General features: G+C 62.0%; 10 protein-coding genes. 7 read left to right on the top strand and 3 right to left on the bottom strand.

What is annotated here, in order from left to right; all coding sequences use genetic code 11:
* Window positions 1-386 precede the first annotated feature (386 nt).
* The 7 genes from HNR46_RS08365 to HNR46_RS08335 are packed head-to-tail and all read left to right on the top strand — an operon-like array spanning window position 387 to window position 11,459.
* Window positions 387-1,379, top strand: a complete 993-nt coding sequence (locus HNR46_RS08365; protein ID WP_184017706.1) for an AAA family ATPase — start codon at window positions 387-389, stop codon at window positions 1,377-1,379.
* On the top strand, window positions 1,379-2,338 hold the full coding sequence (locus HNR46_RS08360) for a DUF58 domain-containing protein (RefSeq protein WP_184017704.1): 960 nt from the start codon (window positions 1,379-1,381) through the stop codon (window positions 2,336-2,338). The genes HNR46_RS08365 and HNR46_RS08360 overlap by 1 nt, the downstream gene beginning before the upstream one ends.
* Window positions 2,338-4,437 carry a vWA domain-containing protein gene (locus HNR46_RS08355; protein WP_221285079.1) on the top strand — a complete coding sequence of 700 codons (2,100 nt, stop codon included), beginning with the start codon at window positions 2,338-2,340 and terminating at the stop codon, window positions 4,435-4,437. Before HNR46_RS08360 ends, HNR46_RS08355 begins: the two co-directional genes overlap by 1 nt.
* Complete coding sequence (locus tag HNR46_RS08350) at window positions 4,434-6,584, top strand: vWA domain-containing protein (protein WP_184017700.1); 2,151 nt, start codon at window positions 4,434-4,436, stop codon at window positions 6,582-6,584. The genes HNR46_RS08355 and HNR46_RS08350 overlap by 4 nt, the downstream gene beginning before the upstream one ends.
* A gap of 20 nt (window positions 6,585-6,604) precedes the next feature.
* Window positions 6,605-9,463 carry a coiled-coil domain-containing protein gene (locus HNR46_RS08345; RefSeq protein ID WP_184017698.1) on the top strand — a complete coding sequence of 953 codons (2,859 nt, stop codon included), beginning with the start codon at window positions 6,605-6,607 and terminating at the stop codon, window positions 9,461-9,463.
* Window positions 9,460-10,092 (top strand): DUF4159 domain-containing protein, encoded by a 633-nt coding sequence (locus tag HNR46_RS08340; RefSeq protein WP_184017696.1) that lies wholly within the window; start codon window positions 9,460-9,462, stop codon window positions 10,090-10,092. Before HNR46_RS08345 ends, HNR46_RS08340 begins: the two co-directional genes overlap by 4 nt.
* An 8-nt stretch (window positions 10,093-10,100) precedes the next feature.
* Window positions 10,101-11,459: a multiheme c-type cytochrome gene (locus HNR46_RS08335; protein ID WP_184017694.1), complete on the top strand. Its 1,359-nt coding sequence runs from the start codon at window positions 10,101-10,103 to the stop codon at window positions 11,457-11,459.
* 13 nt (window positions 11,460-11,472) lie between these two features.
* On the opposite strand, the gene folP is transcribed toward HNR46_RS08335, so the two are convergent.
* Genes folP through HNR46_RS08320 form a run of 3 tightly spaced genes read right to left on the bottom strand, consistent with a single transcriptional unit; the run spans window position 11,473 to window position 13,944 of the window.
* On the bottom strand, window positions 11,473-12,339 hold the full coding sequence (folP, locus tag HNR46_RS08330; protein WP_343076026.1) for a dihydropteroate synthase: 867 nt from the start codon (window positions 12,337-12,339) through the stop codon (window positions 11,473-11,475).
* A complete protein-coding gene (locus HNR46_RS08325; RefSeq protein ID WP_184017692.1) occupies window positions 12,336-13,067 on the bottom strand; it encodes an alpha/beta hydrolase in 732 nt (243 codons plus the stop codon). Before HNR46_RS08325 ends, folP begins: the two co-directional genes overlap by 4 nt.
* On the bottom strand, window positions 13,060-13,944 hold the full coding sequence (locus tag HNR46_RS08320; RefSeq protein WP_184017690.1) for an NAD(P)-dependent oxidoreductase: 885 nt from the start codon (window positions 13,942-13,944) through the stop codon (window positions 13,060-13,062). The genes HNR46_RS08325 and HNR46_RS08320 overlap by 8 nt, the downstream gene beginning before the upstream one ends.
* Window positions 13,945-13,969: the final 25 nt, after the last annotated feature.

The following is a 13,969-nucleotide window of genomic DNA, read 5'->3' as shown; positions in this document are numbered from 1 at the left end:
TATCTGGGCGTCGGAATCCGCCCAGCCCGTCATCGCGGCGAGATTCCACTCAAAGAGATCCCTTGCCTCAATCTCAATCTCACCCTCATTTTCCTCCAGGTCTGAGCCTGCTACCGAACTCTTTCGGCATTCTCTTCTTCCGCCTCGAGAACAGTCCTCCTAGCTCCATCTGAATCATGTTGAGCCCCATCCGAAAGGCGACTTTCTTCACCCCGAAGTCCCAATGTGGATCCAAGCGCTCAAGTTCCTCATGACCCAAAAGATCACGGCGATCTGGCCGTTCTCGCTTGGATGAAGATTCCGTGAATTCCAAAAGAGCTTCGGTTTTTTACTAACATATTCTCCTCATTCCCGCTTATAGCATGGCAACCTTTTTTTGATGGGTCATGCTGACGGAATCCGAATCATCCCTTGAAACCGCTCGCGATGCCGCGCAGCGGATCACCACAGAGCTTTCCCGTGCCATCGTCGGCCAAGAAGCCATCGTTGCTGCGCTGATGGCCTCGATCCTCGCCCGAGGCCACTGCTTGCTGATCGGGGTTCCCGGTCTCGCAAAGACCCTGCTGGTCCAATCGATCGCACGAGTCCTGGGTCTCGACTTCAGCCGCATCCAATTCACTCCCGACCTGATGCCTGCCGACATCTTGGGATCCGAAGTCATTCATGAAGTGCAGGGGCGAATGGAATTTGAATACCGTCGCGGGCCGGTGTTTGCGAATCTCGTACTGGCCGACGAAATCAACCGCACCCCCCCAAAGACCCAGGCCGCACTGCTGGAAGCCATGCAGGAACGCCGAGTGACATTGGCAGGGGAAACCCATGAGCTACCCAACCCTTTTCTCGTCGTCGCCACACAGAATCCCATCGAACACGAAGGAACCTATCCGCTACCCGAGGCTCAGTTGGATCGCTTCATGTTCTCCCTCGACCTCGGCTACCCGAATCGCCAGGAAGAAATCGAAGTCGTCCGCCGCACCACCATTGGTGACTTCCCCGAACTCCAACCTGCGGTCGGTCCCGCGGAGGTAAGAGCCATGCAAAAGCTGGTACGCGCCATGCCCGTGGCCGACCACGTGCTCGCCTACGCTGTCGATATCGCCAAGGCGACTCGGCCCGGCGAGGACAGCCCCTCACCCACGGCGGTGAACTATCTCGAGTGGGGCGCGGGTCCCCGGGCCTCCCAATACCTGGTGCTTGGGGCAAAAGCCATGGCCCTCCTCCAGGGACGAGCCGCACCGGCATGCTCCGATCTTCGGGCCGTCGCCACCTCCGTCCTCGCCCACCGGATCGTGCCCAACTATCGCGCCACCGGTGAAGGTCTCAAGGCCTCGCGGCTCGCTGCCGCGATCGTGAATGAAGTCCCCGAACCCCGCTACTGATGGCACCCCTCCCGTCACCAGGATCCGCACACGACACCGACCAGCAACGCGCTCGGTTGGCGGCCGGATTGGTCACTCCGGAGTCGCTCGATCGCTACCGTCATTTGGTCGCCTTTGCCCGCACCACGGTGGAAAGCCGCTTCGCCGGCCGCCACAAGTCCGCCGAATTGGGCACCGGGGGAGAATTTGCTGAATTCACCCGATACGTGCCGGGGCTCCCCACTTCGGGCATCGACTGGCGGCTATACGGTCGCTCACTTCGGCTCTACCTCCGCCGCTTCGAGGAACTCTCGGACATGACCGTTCATCTTGTCGTCGATACTTCCGGCTCGATGCGATTCGGCACCCCCGGCAACGACGCCAAGGCCCTCCGGGCTGCTCGCACTGCCGCCGCCTTGGCCTACCTGATGATTCGTCAAGGCGACAAAACCTCACTCACTCTCTTCAATGATGTCGTCCGGCACCACCTGCCGGCGGGAGGCACCCAACGCCATTTCCACCAAATGCTGCGCAGCCTCGTGACGCCCGCCTATGGTGCGAGCGGACCGACTCGGATCGCCGACTCCCTGGCCGCGACCATTCCCCTTCTCAAGCCACGAGGACGTGTCGTCCTTCTTTCCGACTTCCTCGGCGAAGACCCGGAAGCGGTTCTGACAGCGCTGGGCCCGCTGTTGCACCGGGGTCACGAAATCCTCCTGCTTCAGCTTTCCGATCCTGCCGAGCGAACCCTGCCCGATATCCCTTTGGCGCGCTTCATCGACATGGAAACCCATGAAGAGATCCAGGTCGAACCTGCTGAAATCCGCCATCGGTTCGAAAAACACGTCGCCCACCGAACCGAGATCCTGCGCCGAGGTTCCTTGGACCGCGGCATCGATTTCGCCGTGCTGCGGACCGAACGGCCCTATCAGGAAGCCATCGAGGCCTACCTCGGCTTCCGTCAATGGAATACCCTCTGATGCACTTTCTCCAACCCGGCTTTCTGGTCCCCTTTGGCCTCTTGGTGGGCGTCCCGGCGCTCATCCACTGGCTGAGTCGCCGGTTTCCCAAGAAGTTTCCTTTCTCCTCCATTGAGGACCTCAAACGAACCATGACGGGGCGCTCGCGGTGGTTCAAGTGGCGGCACCTCGTGCTGTTGATCCTTCGCACGCTCGCCCTGCTCGCCCTGCTGTTGGCCTTCCTCTTGCCGGTCATCGGACATTCCTCACCCGCCGACTCAACGGGGGGCCGCCGAGTCCTCCTCATCGTCGACCACTCGCTGTCGATGACCGCCGCGGAAAGAGGAGCCAGCGCTCGCTCTCGGGCCATCGGAGAAGTTCGACGCCTGCTCGCCTCACTCGGACCACAAGACCGCTTCCAATTGATCCTCGCGGGCCGCTCCCCCCAAGCAGTGTTTCCCGATTTCACCGATCATCGCCGGGCCGCCCTCGATTTTCTGGAAGACGCTCCGCTCCCCGCCACGAGTGCCGATCTGCTCGGGGCCTGCGCCTTAGCCGCGACACTCAGCGAGGGCCTCCCGCATCCGCCCGATGTCATTTTCTTTTCCGACTTCCAACGAAAGAACTGGGCCGATGCCGCCTTCGATACCCTACCCACCGGTTCGCGCCTCATCTTTGTCCCCACCACGGAACATGCCGATCGCCCCAATCGCGCCATCCTTGATCTCGAGCCTCTCGCCTCCGATGCCGTCGCAGGGGCTCCCTTCGAATGGACCGCTCGAGTGGCCAACTATTCCGCCGATGCCTGGCAGGGGAAAATCGAGGGTCGATTCCTCGACGGCCCCACCACCGAAGAGGAAATCTCACTGCCAGCTTGGGGTGAAACTGAGGTGTCCATGGCCCTCAATGTCCCCGCCGTGGGTCCCCAGCTCCTGCTCGTCTCCCTGCCCGATGACGACCTTCCTCTAGACAACACTCGTCGTCTCGTGATCCAGGCCGGCGATCAGCAGGAAATTGGCATCCTCACACCTGCCGCGGCCACCCTTGATGCCCCGAAGCCAGCCTTGTTCCTCGCCACAGCCGTGAATCCCTACGGACCCGGCGAAGGGGCCTACCGCCCCCGCTTGCTCTCACCGGACGAGCTCACTGCCACGGCGCTGGGAGCTGCCACTCACATCATCGCCGCCGAATTGCCCGCATTGCAGGAGGAAGCACTTGGAATTCTGGCGGGGCAAATCCGTGGCGGAGGCGGCATCGTTTGGTTTCTCGACGGCCCAGCAGCATCCGAAAACCTTGTCGGCCTGTCCCACGCCCTTGGCATCTCCTCGCCGCTGCGGCTCGCCGGCCGCTACGATCGCCAGCATATGCCCGAGGGGGCTCTGCAGCTCGCTCGCGGCGATTTTGACTCGAGATTCCTCCGTTTGTTTGCCGGAGAACGGCGTCAAAATCTGGGGTTGCTCGAGTTTTACGAAGTCCAGCGTGCCGCCGATGAAGGCGTCGGAAAGGTGCTGCTCAGCTTTGCCGATGGCACCCCTGCAATGGTCGAAGTTCAGGCCGGACTGGGCACTCTGCTGGTCTGCAACTTCTCCCTTGCGGAGGAAGCGTCCAACCTTGCCCGCCAACGGCTCTTTCCTGCCTGGATTCACGAAATGCTGCGTCGTCTCGACACCTCCGGCGCACTCGCCCAAGACCGCCATCTCCCCGGCGACAGCCTGCACGCCGATGCTTGGACCAGTGACATCGCCGGCCGCGAAATGACCGGACCCGACAACAACAACGCCCCCTATCTCACCCGCCTTGAGGGCGAACGCACCTCGCTCACTTTCACTCCCGATCGCACCGGCTTCTACACCATCACCGGTGCTGTTGGCCAAACCCTGCTCGCCTTTGCCGTCAACTCCGACCCCGTCGAATCCGACCTCCGCAGCCTCGATCCGAGCATGCTTCCCGATCGAGCCAGCGGCCAGGGAGCGGCCGAAGCATCGACCCTTGAAGCCCGTGGCGATTTCTCCGACGCGCTCAACGGCCGCCCAATCTTCCACGGGTTTGTCCTGCTCACCCTCCTGCTGCTCGCGATCGAATCGATCATCCTGCGCATCACTACCCCCAAAACCGCATGACCTGGGACGCCATTCTTCCCATCCCATGGATCGTGATCATCGCCATCATGGCGGTCGGAATCACCCTTTCTTGTGCCATCCGCGCCAACCGTCGCTTGGGCCGCCTGCGCGCGGGCTTTCTCACCACGATGCGACTTCTGGGCGTGGTCGGACTTCTCGCCCTGCTCCTCCAGCCCTCCCGGCGGGAATCCCTTCAGCCGCCAGCCCGCCAACGCTCCCTCCTCGTCGCCGTCGACACCTCCGCTTCCATGGATACCCCTGATGCCGATGGAGCCAGCCGTCTCGATGCCGCACGCGAATGCCTCGACCAAGTAATCCTCCCCGCCGCCGCAGGCACTCCGGTCAACCTTTTCGTGTTTCACGAAACTTCCCGACCCATCCGCCCCAGCGCACTCACCGAAATCGCCAATGCTTCCGGTCCCGAGACTCACTTTCACAGCTCGATCGAACGCATCCTCGAAGGCACCTTCAATCCCCCGCCTACCGCCTTGCTCCTGCTCACCGACGGCCACGATCTCGAAGGCGAACCCGCCACCCGAACCGCCCGCATCGCCCGTGATCGCAACCTGCCCATCTTCCCGATTCCCATCGGCACCCCCGAGACCTCTCCCGATGTCTCCATCCGCATCGCCTCCTACCATCCCTACACCTTTGTCGGCCAAACCACCTACCTCACCGCCACCTTGCGGGCCCAGGGATTCTCCCACCAAGCGTTAACCATCGACCTCTACCGCGAAGAAGAACTCATCTCCACCCGCACCGTCGACCCGGGCGGAGAAACCTTCATCGACGTCCAGTTTCCCGTCACCGAAGAACAAGCCGGTCAATTTGGCTACACCCTCCGCGTGCGACCCATGCGCGGAGAAAAGGAAGCCTCCAACAACTCCGCCACCACCTACCTCAACATCGTCGACGACCTCCTTCGGGTCCTCGAAATCGAAGGCAATCCCTATTGGGACAGCACCTTTCTGCGACGCTCCATCACCCGCAATGACAAGTTCGAGATCGACTCCCTTGTCGCCTTTTCCAATGGCCGCATTCGCGCCATCCGCTCCGACGCGGAAAAGCCCACCGATGAACTGAAACCGCCCTCCCGCGCCGAAGATTTCGAAAACTACCACATGGTCCTGCTCGGACAGAACTGCGAGCGCGTTCTTGGACAAACCGGCATCGCGGCCCTCCAATCTTGGGTCACCGAACACCAAGGCATCGTGGTCTTTACCCGCGGCCAAGCCTGGCCCTCCGGCACGGCCGATGACCTCGAGCCCATCACCTGGGGAGATGGCCTGCGCGATCAGGTCAACCTCGACCTCACCTCCACCCAAGGGTTTCCCCCACTCGACATCCTCCGCGAGGCGCGCCGCAACGACGACCAACTCCGCTTCGATACCCGCCCCGGAACCTCCTCACCCAAAACCCTCGCCACCGTCTTCGGCGAAACCCAGGGAGACGAACCCGCCATCGTCTACCGCCGCTGCGGCAAGGGCCAAACCCTCTCCATGGGCCTCGCCAACACCTGGCGCTGGGTCTTCAACGAACGCACCGAATTCGACAACAACACCTTCGATCGCTTCTGGGATCAAACCACCCTCTGGCTGCTCGCCAACCGCGGTCTCACTCCACTCTCAGGCTTCAGCTTCACGGCCAATTCCGCCAACATCCCTCTCGGAGACTCCATCACCTTCTCCCTGCAGGCTGCCGGCACGCAACTCCCCGCCGAAGCGCCCAACATCACCCTCTCCAAAGAGGATCGACCACTCACCAGTTTGGCCATGGCGCCCCAGGCCTCGAATGCCTTGCTGAGCGCGACCTTCACGCCCGAATCGCCCGGCCGCTACACGGCCACCACCTCCCTGCCGGATGGCACCACCAAGGTCATCCGCTTCATTTGTGTCAGCACGCAACTGGAACGCATCGAAACGGCGGTCGACCCCGGCTATCTCACCTCGCTCGCAAAATCGTCCGGTGGCCGCCTCTTGCGGACGGATGAGGTCGCTTCCACCCTCAAAACCCTCCTCATCGATACCGGCGCCTCTGATCCCATCGAACGCTTACGTCCCCTCTGGCCACAACCACCCGTCTTCCTTCTCCTCGTCCTTCTCCTCGGCCTCGATTGGTATTTCCGCCGCAAATGGGGCCTCTCCTGATTCCCGAATTCCTTCCCACGATGAACGACGACCTCCGTCAAGCCCTCGCCCAAGCCGGCAGCACTTACACCCGACACCGGGTGCTGCGAATCGCCTTGGGACTCCTGCCCGCCTTGATTGGCCTCGGGCTGGCGGCCATCGTCGTCGATATCCTGCTTCACCTTCCAGCAGGTACCCGTGCCATCATCCGCAACGCCTTTGCCGGCCTTGCTCTCGTTCTGGCCCTGAGTGGAATCGCCATCGCGCTCCTGCGACGACCTCCGATCCTGCGAACTGCCCGGCTTCTGGAGGAGACGCTTCCCGAGCTCGACTCCCGGCTCATCAATCTTCTCCAGCTCGAAAAACAGGCGACCGATCCTTCGACTCCGGAACTTACCCGCAGCCTCGCCCGCCGGGCCATGGACGATGCCGCCCGCGATCTGCCCATTCGCCAACTCCCCATCGCCCTCCGCACCCCTCGTCTTCCCCTCCTTTTTCTCCGCGCGGCTTACCTCCCCGCCGCCATCGCCCTGCTCACCGGACTCGCCGGAGAACCCGCCCGCCGCGAATGGGCTCGGTTCCTCGACCCCCACGGAGACCACCCTCCCCTTTCCTTCACCCAACTCGCCATCGCAGTTCCCGATAGGGATGGCTTCACGGTCGACTATCGCGATGGCTTCGATCTGCTCGCCATCGCTTCCGGACATCGCCCGAAAGAGCTCTTCGCCACAGCCTTGGATCCCTCCGGAGAGATCCTTTTCACCCTGCCGCTCGTCTCGCAGGATGGCCGACAATTCACCGCGCACATCGAAGACGTTCGGCAACCCCTGGCCCTCTACGTCCACACCGCCGACCAAGCCTCCCTGAGCACCCAGCGACACATCGAAGTGCGCCTCGAACCTCGCATCGACTCCGCCGAACTCACCCTGACGCCACCGGAATACACCGGTCAGCCCTCCCAATCGATGCCCTTCCGCTTTCAAGGTCTGCGTGCGTTGCAAGGGACCGAACTCCGCTTTCGACTCCGCTCCAACCGCCCGCTCGGACGTGGACGAGTCCTCTATGAAATCCCGGGCCGCGAGGCTCTGGAGATCCCCCTCACTCCCGTCCCCGACGCCCCCGAAACCGTCGAGGGCGACCTAACCGCCACCTCCTCGGGACGCCTCGTTTTCTCGGTCGAGGACCCTGAGGGGCGTCCCGGTCAGGAAACCGCCAGCACCTCCATCACCGTCACGCAGGATGCCGCACCTGCCGTGAACCTGCGATTTCCCACCGAGAACACCTTCGTGGTCGAAACCATGACTCTCGTTCTCGCCGCCGATGCGGCCGACGACCTCGGCCTGCGCTCCATGCGCCTCCACCATGCCGTCGACGGCCACTTCACGGAACCCGAACTCGCCCGCTTCGATCCCCCCGGAGAACTCCGACACTCCCTCATGCGCACCTTGGACCTTCCCGCCCTCGGCCTGCGCGCTGGACGCGTTCTGACGGTATTTGCCGATGCCCTCGATGGCGCTCCCGATCCCCACCTCACCCGCACGGAAACGCGCACCCTCACCCTCATCACCGAGGACGAATACAACGAATACCTCCGTCGCGAGGCCGATGTCGGCCTGATTGCCGGCAAATATGAAGAAGTGCTCGATCGCCTTCGCGCCGCCATCGAAGAACAACAGGAAATCGAAAAGGCTTTCGCTTCCACCGCCGACCTGCCCGCCGATGAAGTCGGCGCATCCCTCGCCGCTGCCTACGAGCGCCAACGCAGTCTCAACCAGAAACTGGAAGCCCTCGCTGAAGATTTCCGCCACGTCGCCCGCGAGAATCCCGTCTATGACTTCGAACAAGAACTCGGTGAGCGCCTCGCCGAACGCGCCGATGCCATCGAAGCCTCCGTGGCCGACAACCGTCGCGATCTTGAAGACATCCTCGGTTCCTCCGCGACCGGCTCTCCCCAACCTGATCGCGAAGCCGATCTCTTAGAAAAAGCTGCCCACCAACAATGGGAGCGCCTCGGTGGCGAGCAGCAAACCGCCGAAGAACAAGTGCGCGAACCTCTTGAAGATCTCGCCGCCTTCCACGAACTCCTGAAAAACTTCAACCAACTGCGCGATCTCGCCGATCAACAACGCCAGCTCTCTGACCAAACGGCCGCTGTCGATCACGGTCAGCCTCTCACTCCCGAAGACAAAGCGGCCCTACGAGATCTCGCCCACGCGCAACGCCAACTCGGACAGCGACTCGATCAACTCGAAAAGAAACTTCGCCAAGATGCCGATCAACTCGGTGAGGACCTCGGCGACATCGCCGATGCCGCCAGAAACCTTGCAGATCAAATGGGAGCCCGTGGCCTGCCAGGCCAAGCTCGCGACGCGGCGGGAGAAATGCTCGAGGGCGATGCGTCCAAGGCCCATCGCCAAGCCGGCCATCTCGCCCAAGAACTGGAGAATCTCCTGAAAGGTCCAGGCGACTCAGGCCAACAAGACGGGGAACGCACCCTGGCATCCCTGCTGCAGGCACTCGGCCTCCAACCGGGCCAGAACTTCCAGCAAATGCTCCAGTCCCTGCGCTTTTCTCCACCCAACATGGGTCAAGCATCCGGCTCGTCCGGCATCGGGCTCGGTGGCATGCAGTCGCAAAGCATGATTCCCGGAATCCCCTCCATGATGTTGGGGGGCGAGAGCTTCCGATCTGGCGACATCGCCCGCCGCATGGCCGGCATCGGTGGAGGTGGAGGCCTCGGGACCGGCCACGAGGCCCAAGTCGAAGGCTCCGCTCCCGCTCCCGAAACCCTGCGCTCTTCCCGACGCACCGATACCCCCCAGACCGCCTCGCTCCTCCAACAATATGAGGCGATTGCCGACGCCTATTTCCAACGACTCACTACGCCCGAATCGCCATGAAATACCTCCTTGCTCTCCTCGCCTCGTCACTCCTCGCCCACGCGAAGGACCCCAATCTCGTCGAATGCGGGAACCTCACCTACGGCAAAAACCAAACCTCCGTCTGTTTCGCCGAAACCTTCCTCAGCGACGCCGCAAAAGAAACCGGCATCGAGATTGCGCCCAAATTCATTCGCATCCCCCTTGCCGAACCCAGCGTGTTCCAAACTCCCTTGTGCGTCTTCACGGGAGAAGGCGACTTCAAACTCTCCGAAGCCGAACGAACCCATCTCCGACGCTACCTTGAAAACGGCGGCTTCATCCTCGCCAGTCCTGGATGCTCCGACGCCCAGTGGAATCGTGCCTTCCAGCGGGAAATCCCTGCCGCACTTCCTGATGTCGAATTCACCCCCCTCGAAATGAACCACGAGGTCTTCTCGACGGTCTACCCCATCACGGAAATCGCCACCCACACCAAGTCCGTCAAACTCCAGGGACTCATCCTCAATGGGCGCCTCGCACTCCTCTATTCCCCCGAGGGCCTCAACGACGTTCACAACGCCCCCGGCTGCTGTTGCTGCGGTGGCGCGGAAATCAAGCAAGCCCGTCAAATCAACGTCAACGCCCTCGTCTACGCGTTGCTTCATTGAGCTCCTCCATGCGCCTGCTCTCCATCCTTCTTCTGGGTTGCCTCCTTGCGTCCTGCCGCCGTGAGCCCGCCGCTCGCGTCCCCCTGGCCATTCATTTCACCTGCGACACCATCGGTCGCCTGGAGCCCTGCGGCTGCTTCACCGGTCAACACGGGGGCCTCACCCGCCTCCGCACCTGGCTCCAGGAACGCGATCGCGAAGGCGCCTCGCTTCGTCTCGATGTCGGCGGCGCGTTGGCAGGCCATCACGACTACCAACTCCTGCAATACCCCTACCTCCTGAAGGCCTTTGGTGCGATGGGATATCAGGCGCTCAACCTTGGCGGACGCGAAGCGACAGTCGATGCCTCCTCTTTGCGCCAACTCGTCGCCCACAGCCCCGTGCCCGTGATTTCGGCTTCGATCGTCGACTCTGCCACCCGCGAGCCCCTCTTCTCCCCGTATACCCTGATCGATTGGCAGGGCCGGAAAATCGCCATCCTTGGACTGCTCGACCCCCACTCCGTACCCCAGCTCGGAGAAGGACTCGCCATCCTCGATCTCCCCGAAGCCGTCGATCGCATCCTTCCCGAGCTCCGCGAAAAATCCGACCTCATCATCGCCCTCGCTTTCACTCCCGAGGCGGGCCTTGAGCGGCTCGCACGCTCCTACTTCGAATTCGACATCATCCTCGGAGGCGACGTCGGCCAGCCGGCACCCTCTCTCCAGAAAATCAACGACTCCCTCGTCGCCTTCACCGCCAACGAAGGTCGCACCGTCGCCACCCTTTCTGCCTGGATTCCACCAGGAGAGAACCCTCGCCTGGAAGATTCCGCATATCACCCCCAGCTCCTCCTTGATCAAATCCCTCAGGACCCTGAATTTCACCAATGGGTCGTCGATTACCGCGCCGAGATCGCCGCCGCCGATCTCGCCGTCGACCACCCCGAACAACTCATCGCCGCCGGGGCCATCCCTGGGGTCACCGCCAGTGCCACCTACGTTGGCTCTGCCGCTTGCCAAACCTGCCACCAAGACGATCACGCACTCTGGGCCTCTAGCCAGCATGCGCACGCCTTCGATACCTTGATGGAGCGCGGAGCTGCCGCCGACCCAAACTGCATCCCTTGCCACACCGTCGGCTTCGGAGAACCGAGTGGTTATCGACGCTCCGACGCCAACTCTCGACTCACCGGAGTCGGCTGCGAATCCTGCCACGGCCCCGGCTCCACTCATGTCGCCGAGCGCACCTCAGGCCGTCCTCCTCGGTTCCGCTTTCGCCCTCTCGGCGCAGCCGACTGCACCACCTGTCACCACGGTGAGTTCTCCCGCCCCTTCGACTGGGAAACCTTTTGGCCACCTGTCCGGCACGGATCTCCCGGACCATGAGCCCCCAGTCCCACTAAGGAGATGCCATCGCCGAAAGCACCTTCACTGCCTGCCATGTAGCAGGAACCTGATGCACCCGGAAAAGGTGCGCGCCCCGGCGCATCGCCACTGCCACACAGGCCACCGTGCCGGCATCTCGGTCCTGAGGATTCGGCAGATCCAGAACCTCCCCAATCACGGTCTTGCGACTCACCGGAACCAAAATGGGTCTCCCCCATGATTGCAGCCTCCCAAGGCCCGCATACACCGCCAGATTGTCGTCTCGTTGCTTCGCAAAATCGATTCCTGGATCCAAAATCAACTGCTCACGCGACAACCCTGCCGCCTCCGCCATGCGCAGCTTGTCTTCGAAAAACTGCTCCATGGCCCCCATCACATCTTCCCACTGTTGATGCAGGTGCGGAACCTTGGGTTCCCCCACCGTATGCATGATCAACAACGACGCTCCGTGCTCTGCACACAGCCGAGCATTCCGCCCGTCCGGCAGGCCGCCCATGTCGTTGATCAACTCCACCCCCCACGGCAATACCGTCTCCACCACCTCCGGACGCCAAGTATTCGCAGACACGACCGGCGGCCACACTTGCTCCGCATCCCTGGGCTCCAATCCCGCCACCAACTCTGGCCATCGCCGCAAAAACCCCTCGAAGCGCTGAATCTCCTCCGCGACGGCCACCGCCTCCCGGTTCGTGCGGGCGCTCTCCGCGCCCACATCGATCACATCCGCTCCCGCCTCGGCCGCCGCTGCAGCTCGCGACAGTGCCTCATCGGGATCAAGCGTCCCGTCTCCCGAGAACGAATCATCGTTCACGTTGACGATCCCCATGACCAAGGGTCGACGAGGAAAGCTCAACTCCCGATGCGGCAGCTTCCAGATCACTCGAAGTGCTCTTCGAACCAGTCGTTGATCGCATCGACGATCTCTTCGTAGCTCTCTTCGCTGAACATGTGACCTGCACCTTCGATCCACACCGCATGCTTCGGATCGGCTGCGGATTCCAAAGCGTCCTCGCTATCCGATGGGGGCACCACATCATCCGCAGTTCCATGAATCAGCAAATAGGGAGCTTCGATCCGCTCGATCTCCAGCAGCATGTCGCCAATCAGTTCCAGGTCGCGGACAAATTCAGCAGACAGCGGGCAGTCTTTTTCATCCCACATGCAGCCTTCATCCGGCGTCACTTCGCCGAACTCTCGCTCCACGAATTCCGCCGTGTGAACCATTCCGGCCAGAGTCGTCAGCACCTTGATCCGCTCCTCTTCAGCTGCCGCCATGATGCCCACCGCTCCGCCCATACTATGGCCGACGTAAGCAATTTCGACTTCATCCGGGATCAACTCAATCACATCGGCGAGGTCTTCACTCTCCTTCGTGATATTCGATTCGCGGAAATCCCCCTCCGATTTGCCATTGCCTGAGAACGAAAGTCGCAAACAAGGCCATCCCTTTTGGGCAAGACCATCGGCGATCGCTTTGAGCAAGGGGCGATCCAAGTTAGCGGTGACGCCGTGGCCGATGATCACCAACTTTTCCTCACGTTCACCCGGGTGGAAAACGGTATCTAGCTTCTCTCCCTGGCGGTTTCTGAAATCAATCTTCTCAATCATTGCTGCGTCCGGGGAAAGTGAGTTCCGCCACGGCGCTCTTGTCCAGCTCTCCTCGGCCCATACTCACCAACTTCTGGTATTGCTCCTGGGTTGCCTTGGATAAAGGAACCCCCACTCCGACTTTGTCTGCCAGCGAGTTAGCAATCCCACTATCCTTCGCGGCATGGGCCGCCGAAAAGTAACAATCGTGCTCCCGCGCGATCATGTCATCGCCATCCGTCTCCAACACCCGCGAATTCGCACCCGTCTGCGAAAACACCTCCTTCAACATCTCCGGATCCAACCCCAAGGCCACGCCCAAGCCCAAACCCTCGGCGAGCCCCGCGGTGTTGATGTTCATGACCATGTTCACCAGCGCCTTGACCTTCGCCGCCGACCCCGTCGGCCCGATATAGCGCAGCGATTTCGAAAGATCCTTCAACAGCGGCTCCACCTCCCGAAACGTCGCTTCATCCCCCGCCACCATCAAATAAAGGGTCCCATCGCGAGCTTGGGTGATGCTTGAAGCCATGCAGGCCTCCAACGAACGAGCCCCTGCCGCCGCACAGGCCGCTCCGATTTCTTCATGCACCTCGGGACTGACCGTCGCGCAGTTGATGAAAACCTTGCCCTGAGCTCCCGCCAGCAACTGATCCGGAGCAAAAATCGCCCGCATCGCCTTATCATCCGTCACCACGGTGACGACCACATCCGCAGCAGCCGTCACCTCAGCCAGCGATCCGGCCGCCTGCGCGCCCAGTTCCTCAGCCATCTCTCCGGCCAGCTCGGGAACCACGTCAAAGACCGTCCCGACCTCATGGCCGCAATCCTTCATCCGCCGGGCCATGTTCGCGCCCATCCGTCCGAGTCCGACAACTCCAATCGTCTTCTGCTGCATCGCGGGAAACCTGTGCCATCCGAAC

This window comes from Haloferula luteola (assembly GCF_014201715.1).
GTDB lineage: Bacteria > Verrucomicrobiota > Verrucomicrobiia > Verrucomicrobiales > Akkermansiaceae > Haloferula > Haloferula luteola.
Note: the sequence above shows the minus strand (reverse complement) of the source record. Positions and strands in the feature narration are given on the sequence as shown.

Excerpts from the sequence above, each read along its gene's own strand:
- HNR46_RS08365 (WP_184017706.1), top strand. The coding sequence starts at position 387 with ATGCTGACGGAATCCGAATCATCCCTTGAAACCGCTCGCGATGCCGCG.
- HNR46_RS08320 (WP_184017690.1), bottom strand. The coding sequence starts at position 13,944 with ATGCAGCAGAAGACGATTGGAGTTGTCGGACTCGGACGGATGGGCGCG.
- HNR46_RS08345 (WP_184017698.1), top strand. The coding sequence starts at position 6,605 with ATGAACGACGACCTCCGTCAAGCCCTCGCCCAAGCCGGCAGCACTTAC.
- HNR46_RS08350 (WP_184017700.1), top strand. The coding sequence starts at position 4,434 with ATGACCTGGGACGCCATTCTTCCCATCCCATGGATCGTGATCATCGCC.
- HNR46_RS08355 (WP_221285079.1), top strand. The coding sequence starts at position 2,338 with ATGCACTTTCTCCAACCCGGCTTTCTGGTCCCCTTTGGCCTCTTGGTG.
- HNR46_RS08340 (WP_184017696.1), top strand. The coding sequence starts at position 9,460 with ATGAAATACCTCCTTGCTCTCCTCGCCTCGTCACTCCTCGCCCACGCG.
- HNR46_RS08335 (WP_184017694.1), top strand. The coding sequence starts at position 10,101 with ATGCGCCTGCTCTCCATCCTTCTTCTGGGTTGCCTCCTTGCGTCCTGC.
- HNR46_RS08360 (WP_184017704.1), top strand. The coding sequence starts at position 1,379 with ATGGCACCCCTCCCGTCACCAGGATCCGCACACGACACCGACCAGCAA.
- HNR46_RS08325 (WP_184017692.1), bottom strand. The coding sequence starts at position 13,067 with ATGATTGAGAAGATTGATTTCAGAAACCGCCAGGGAGAGAAGCTAGAT.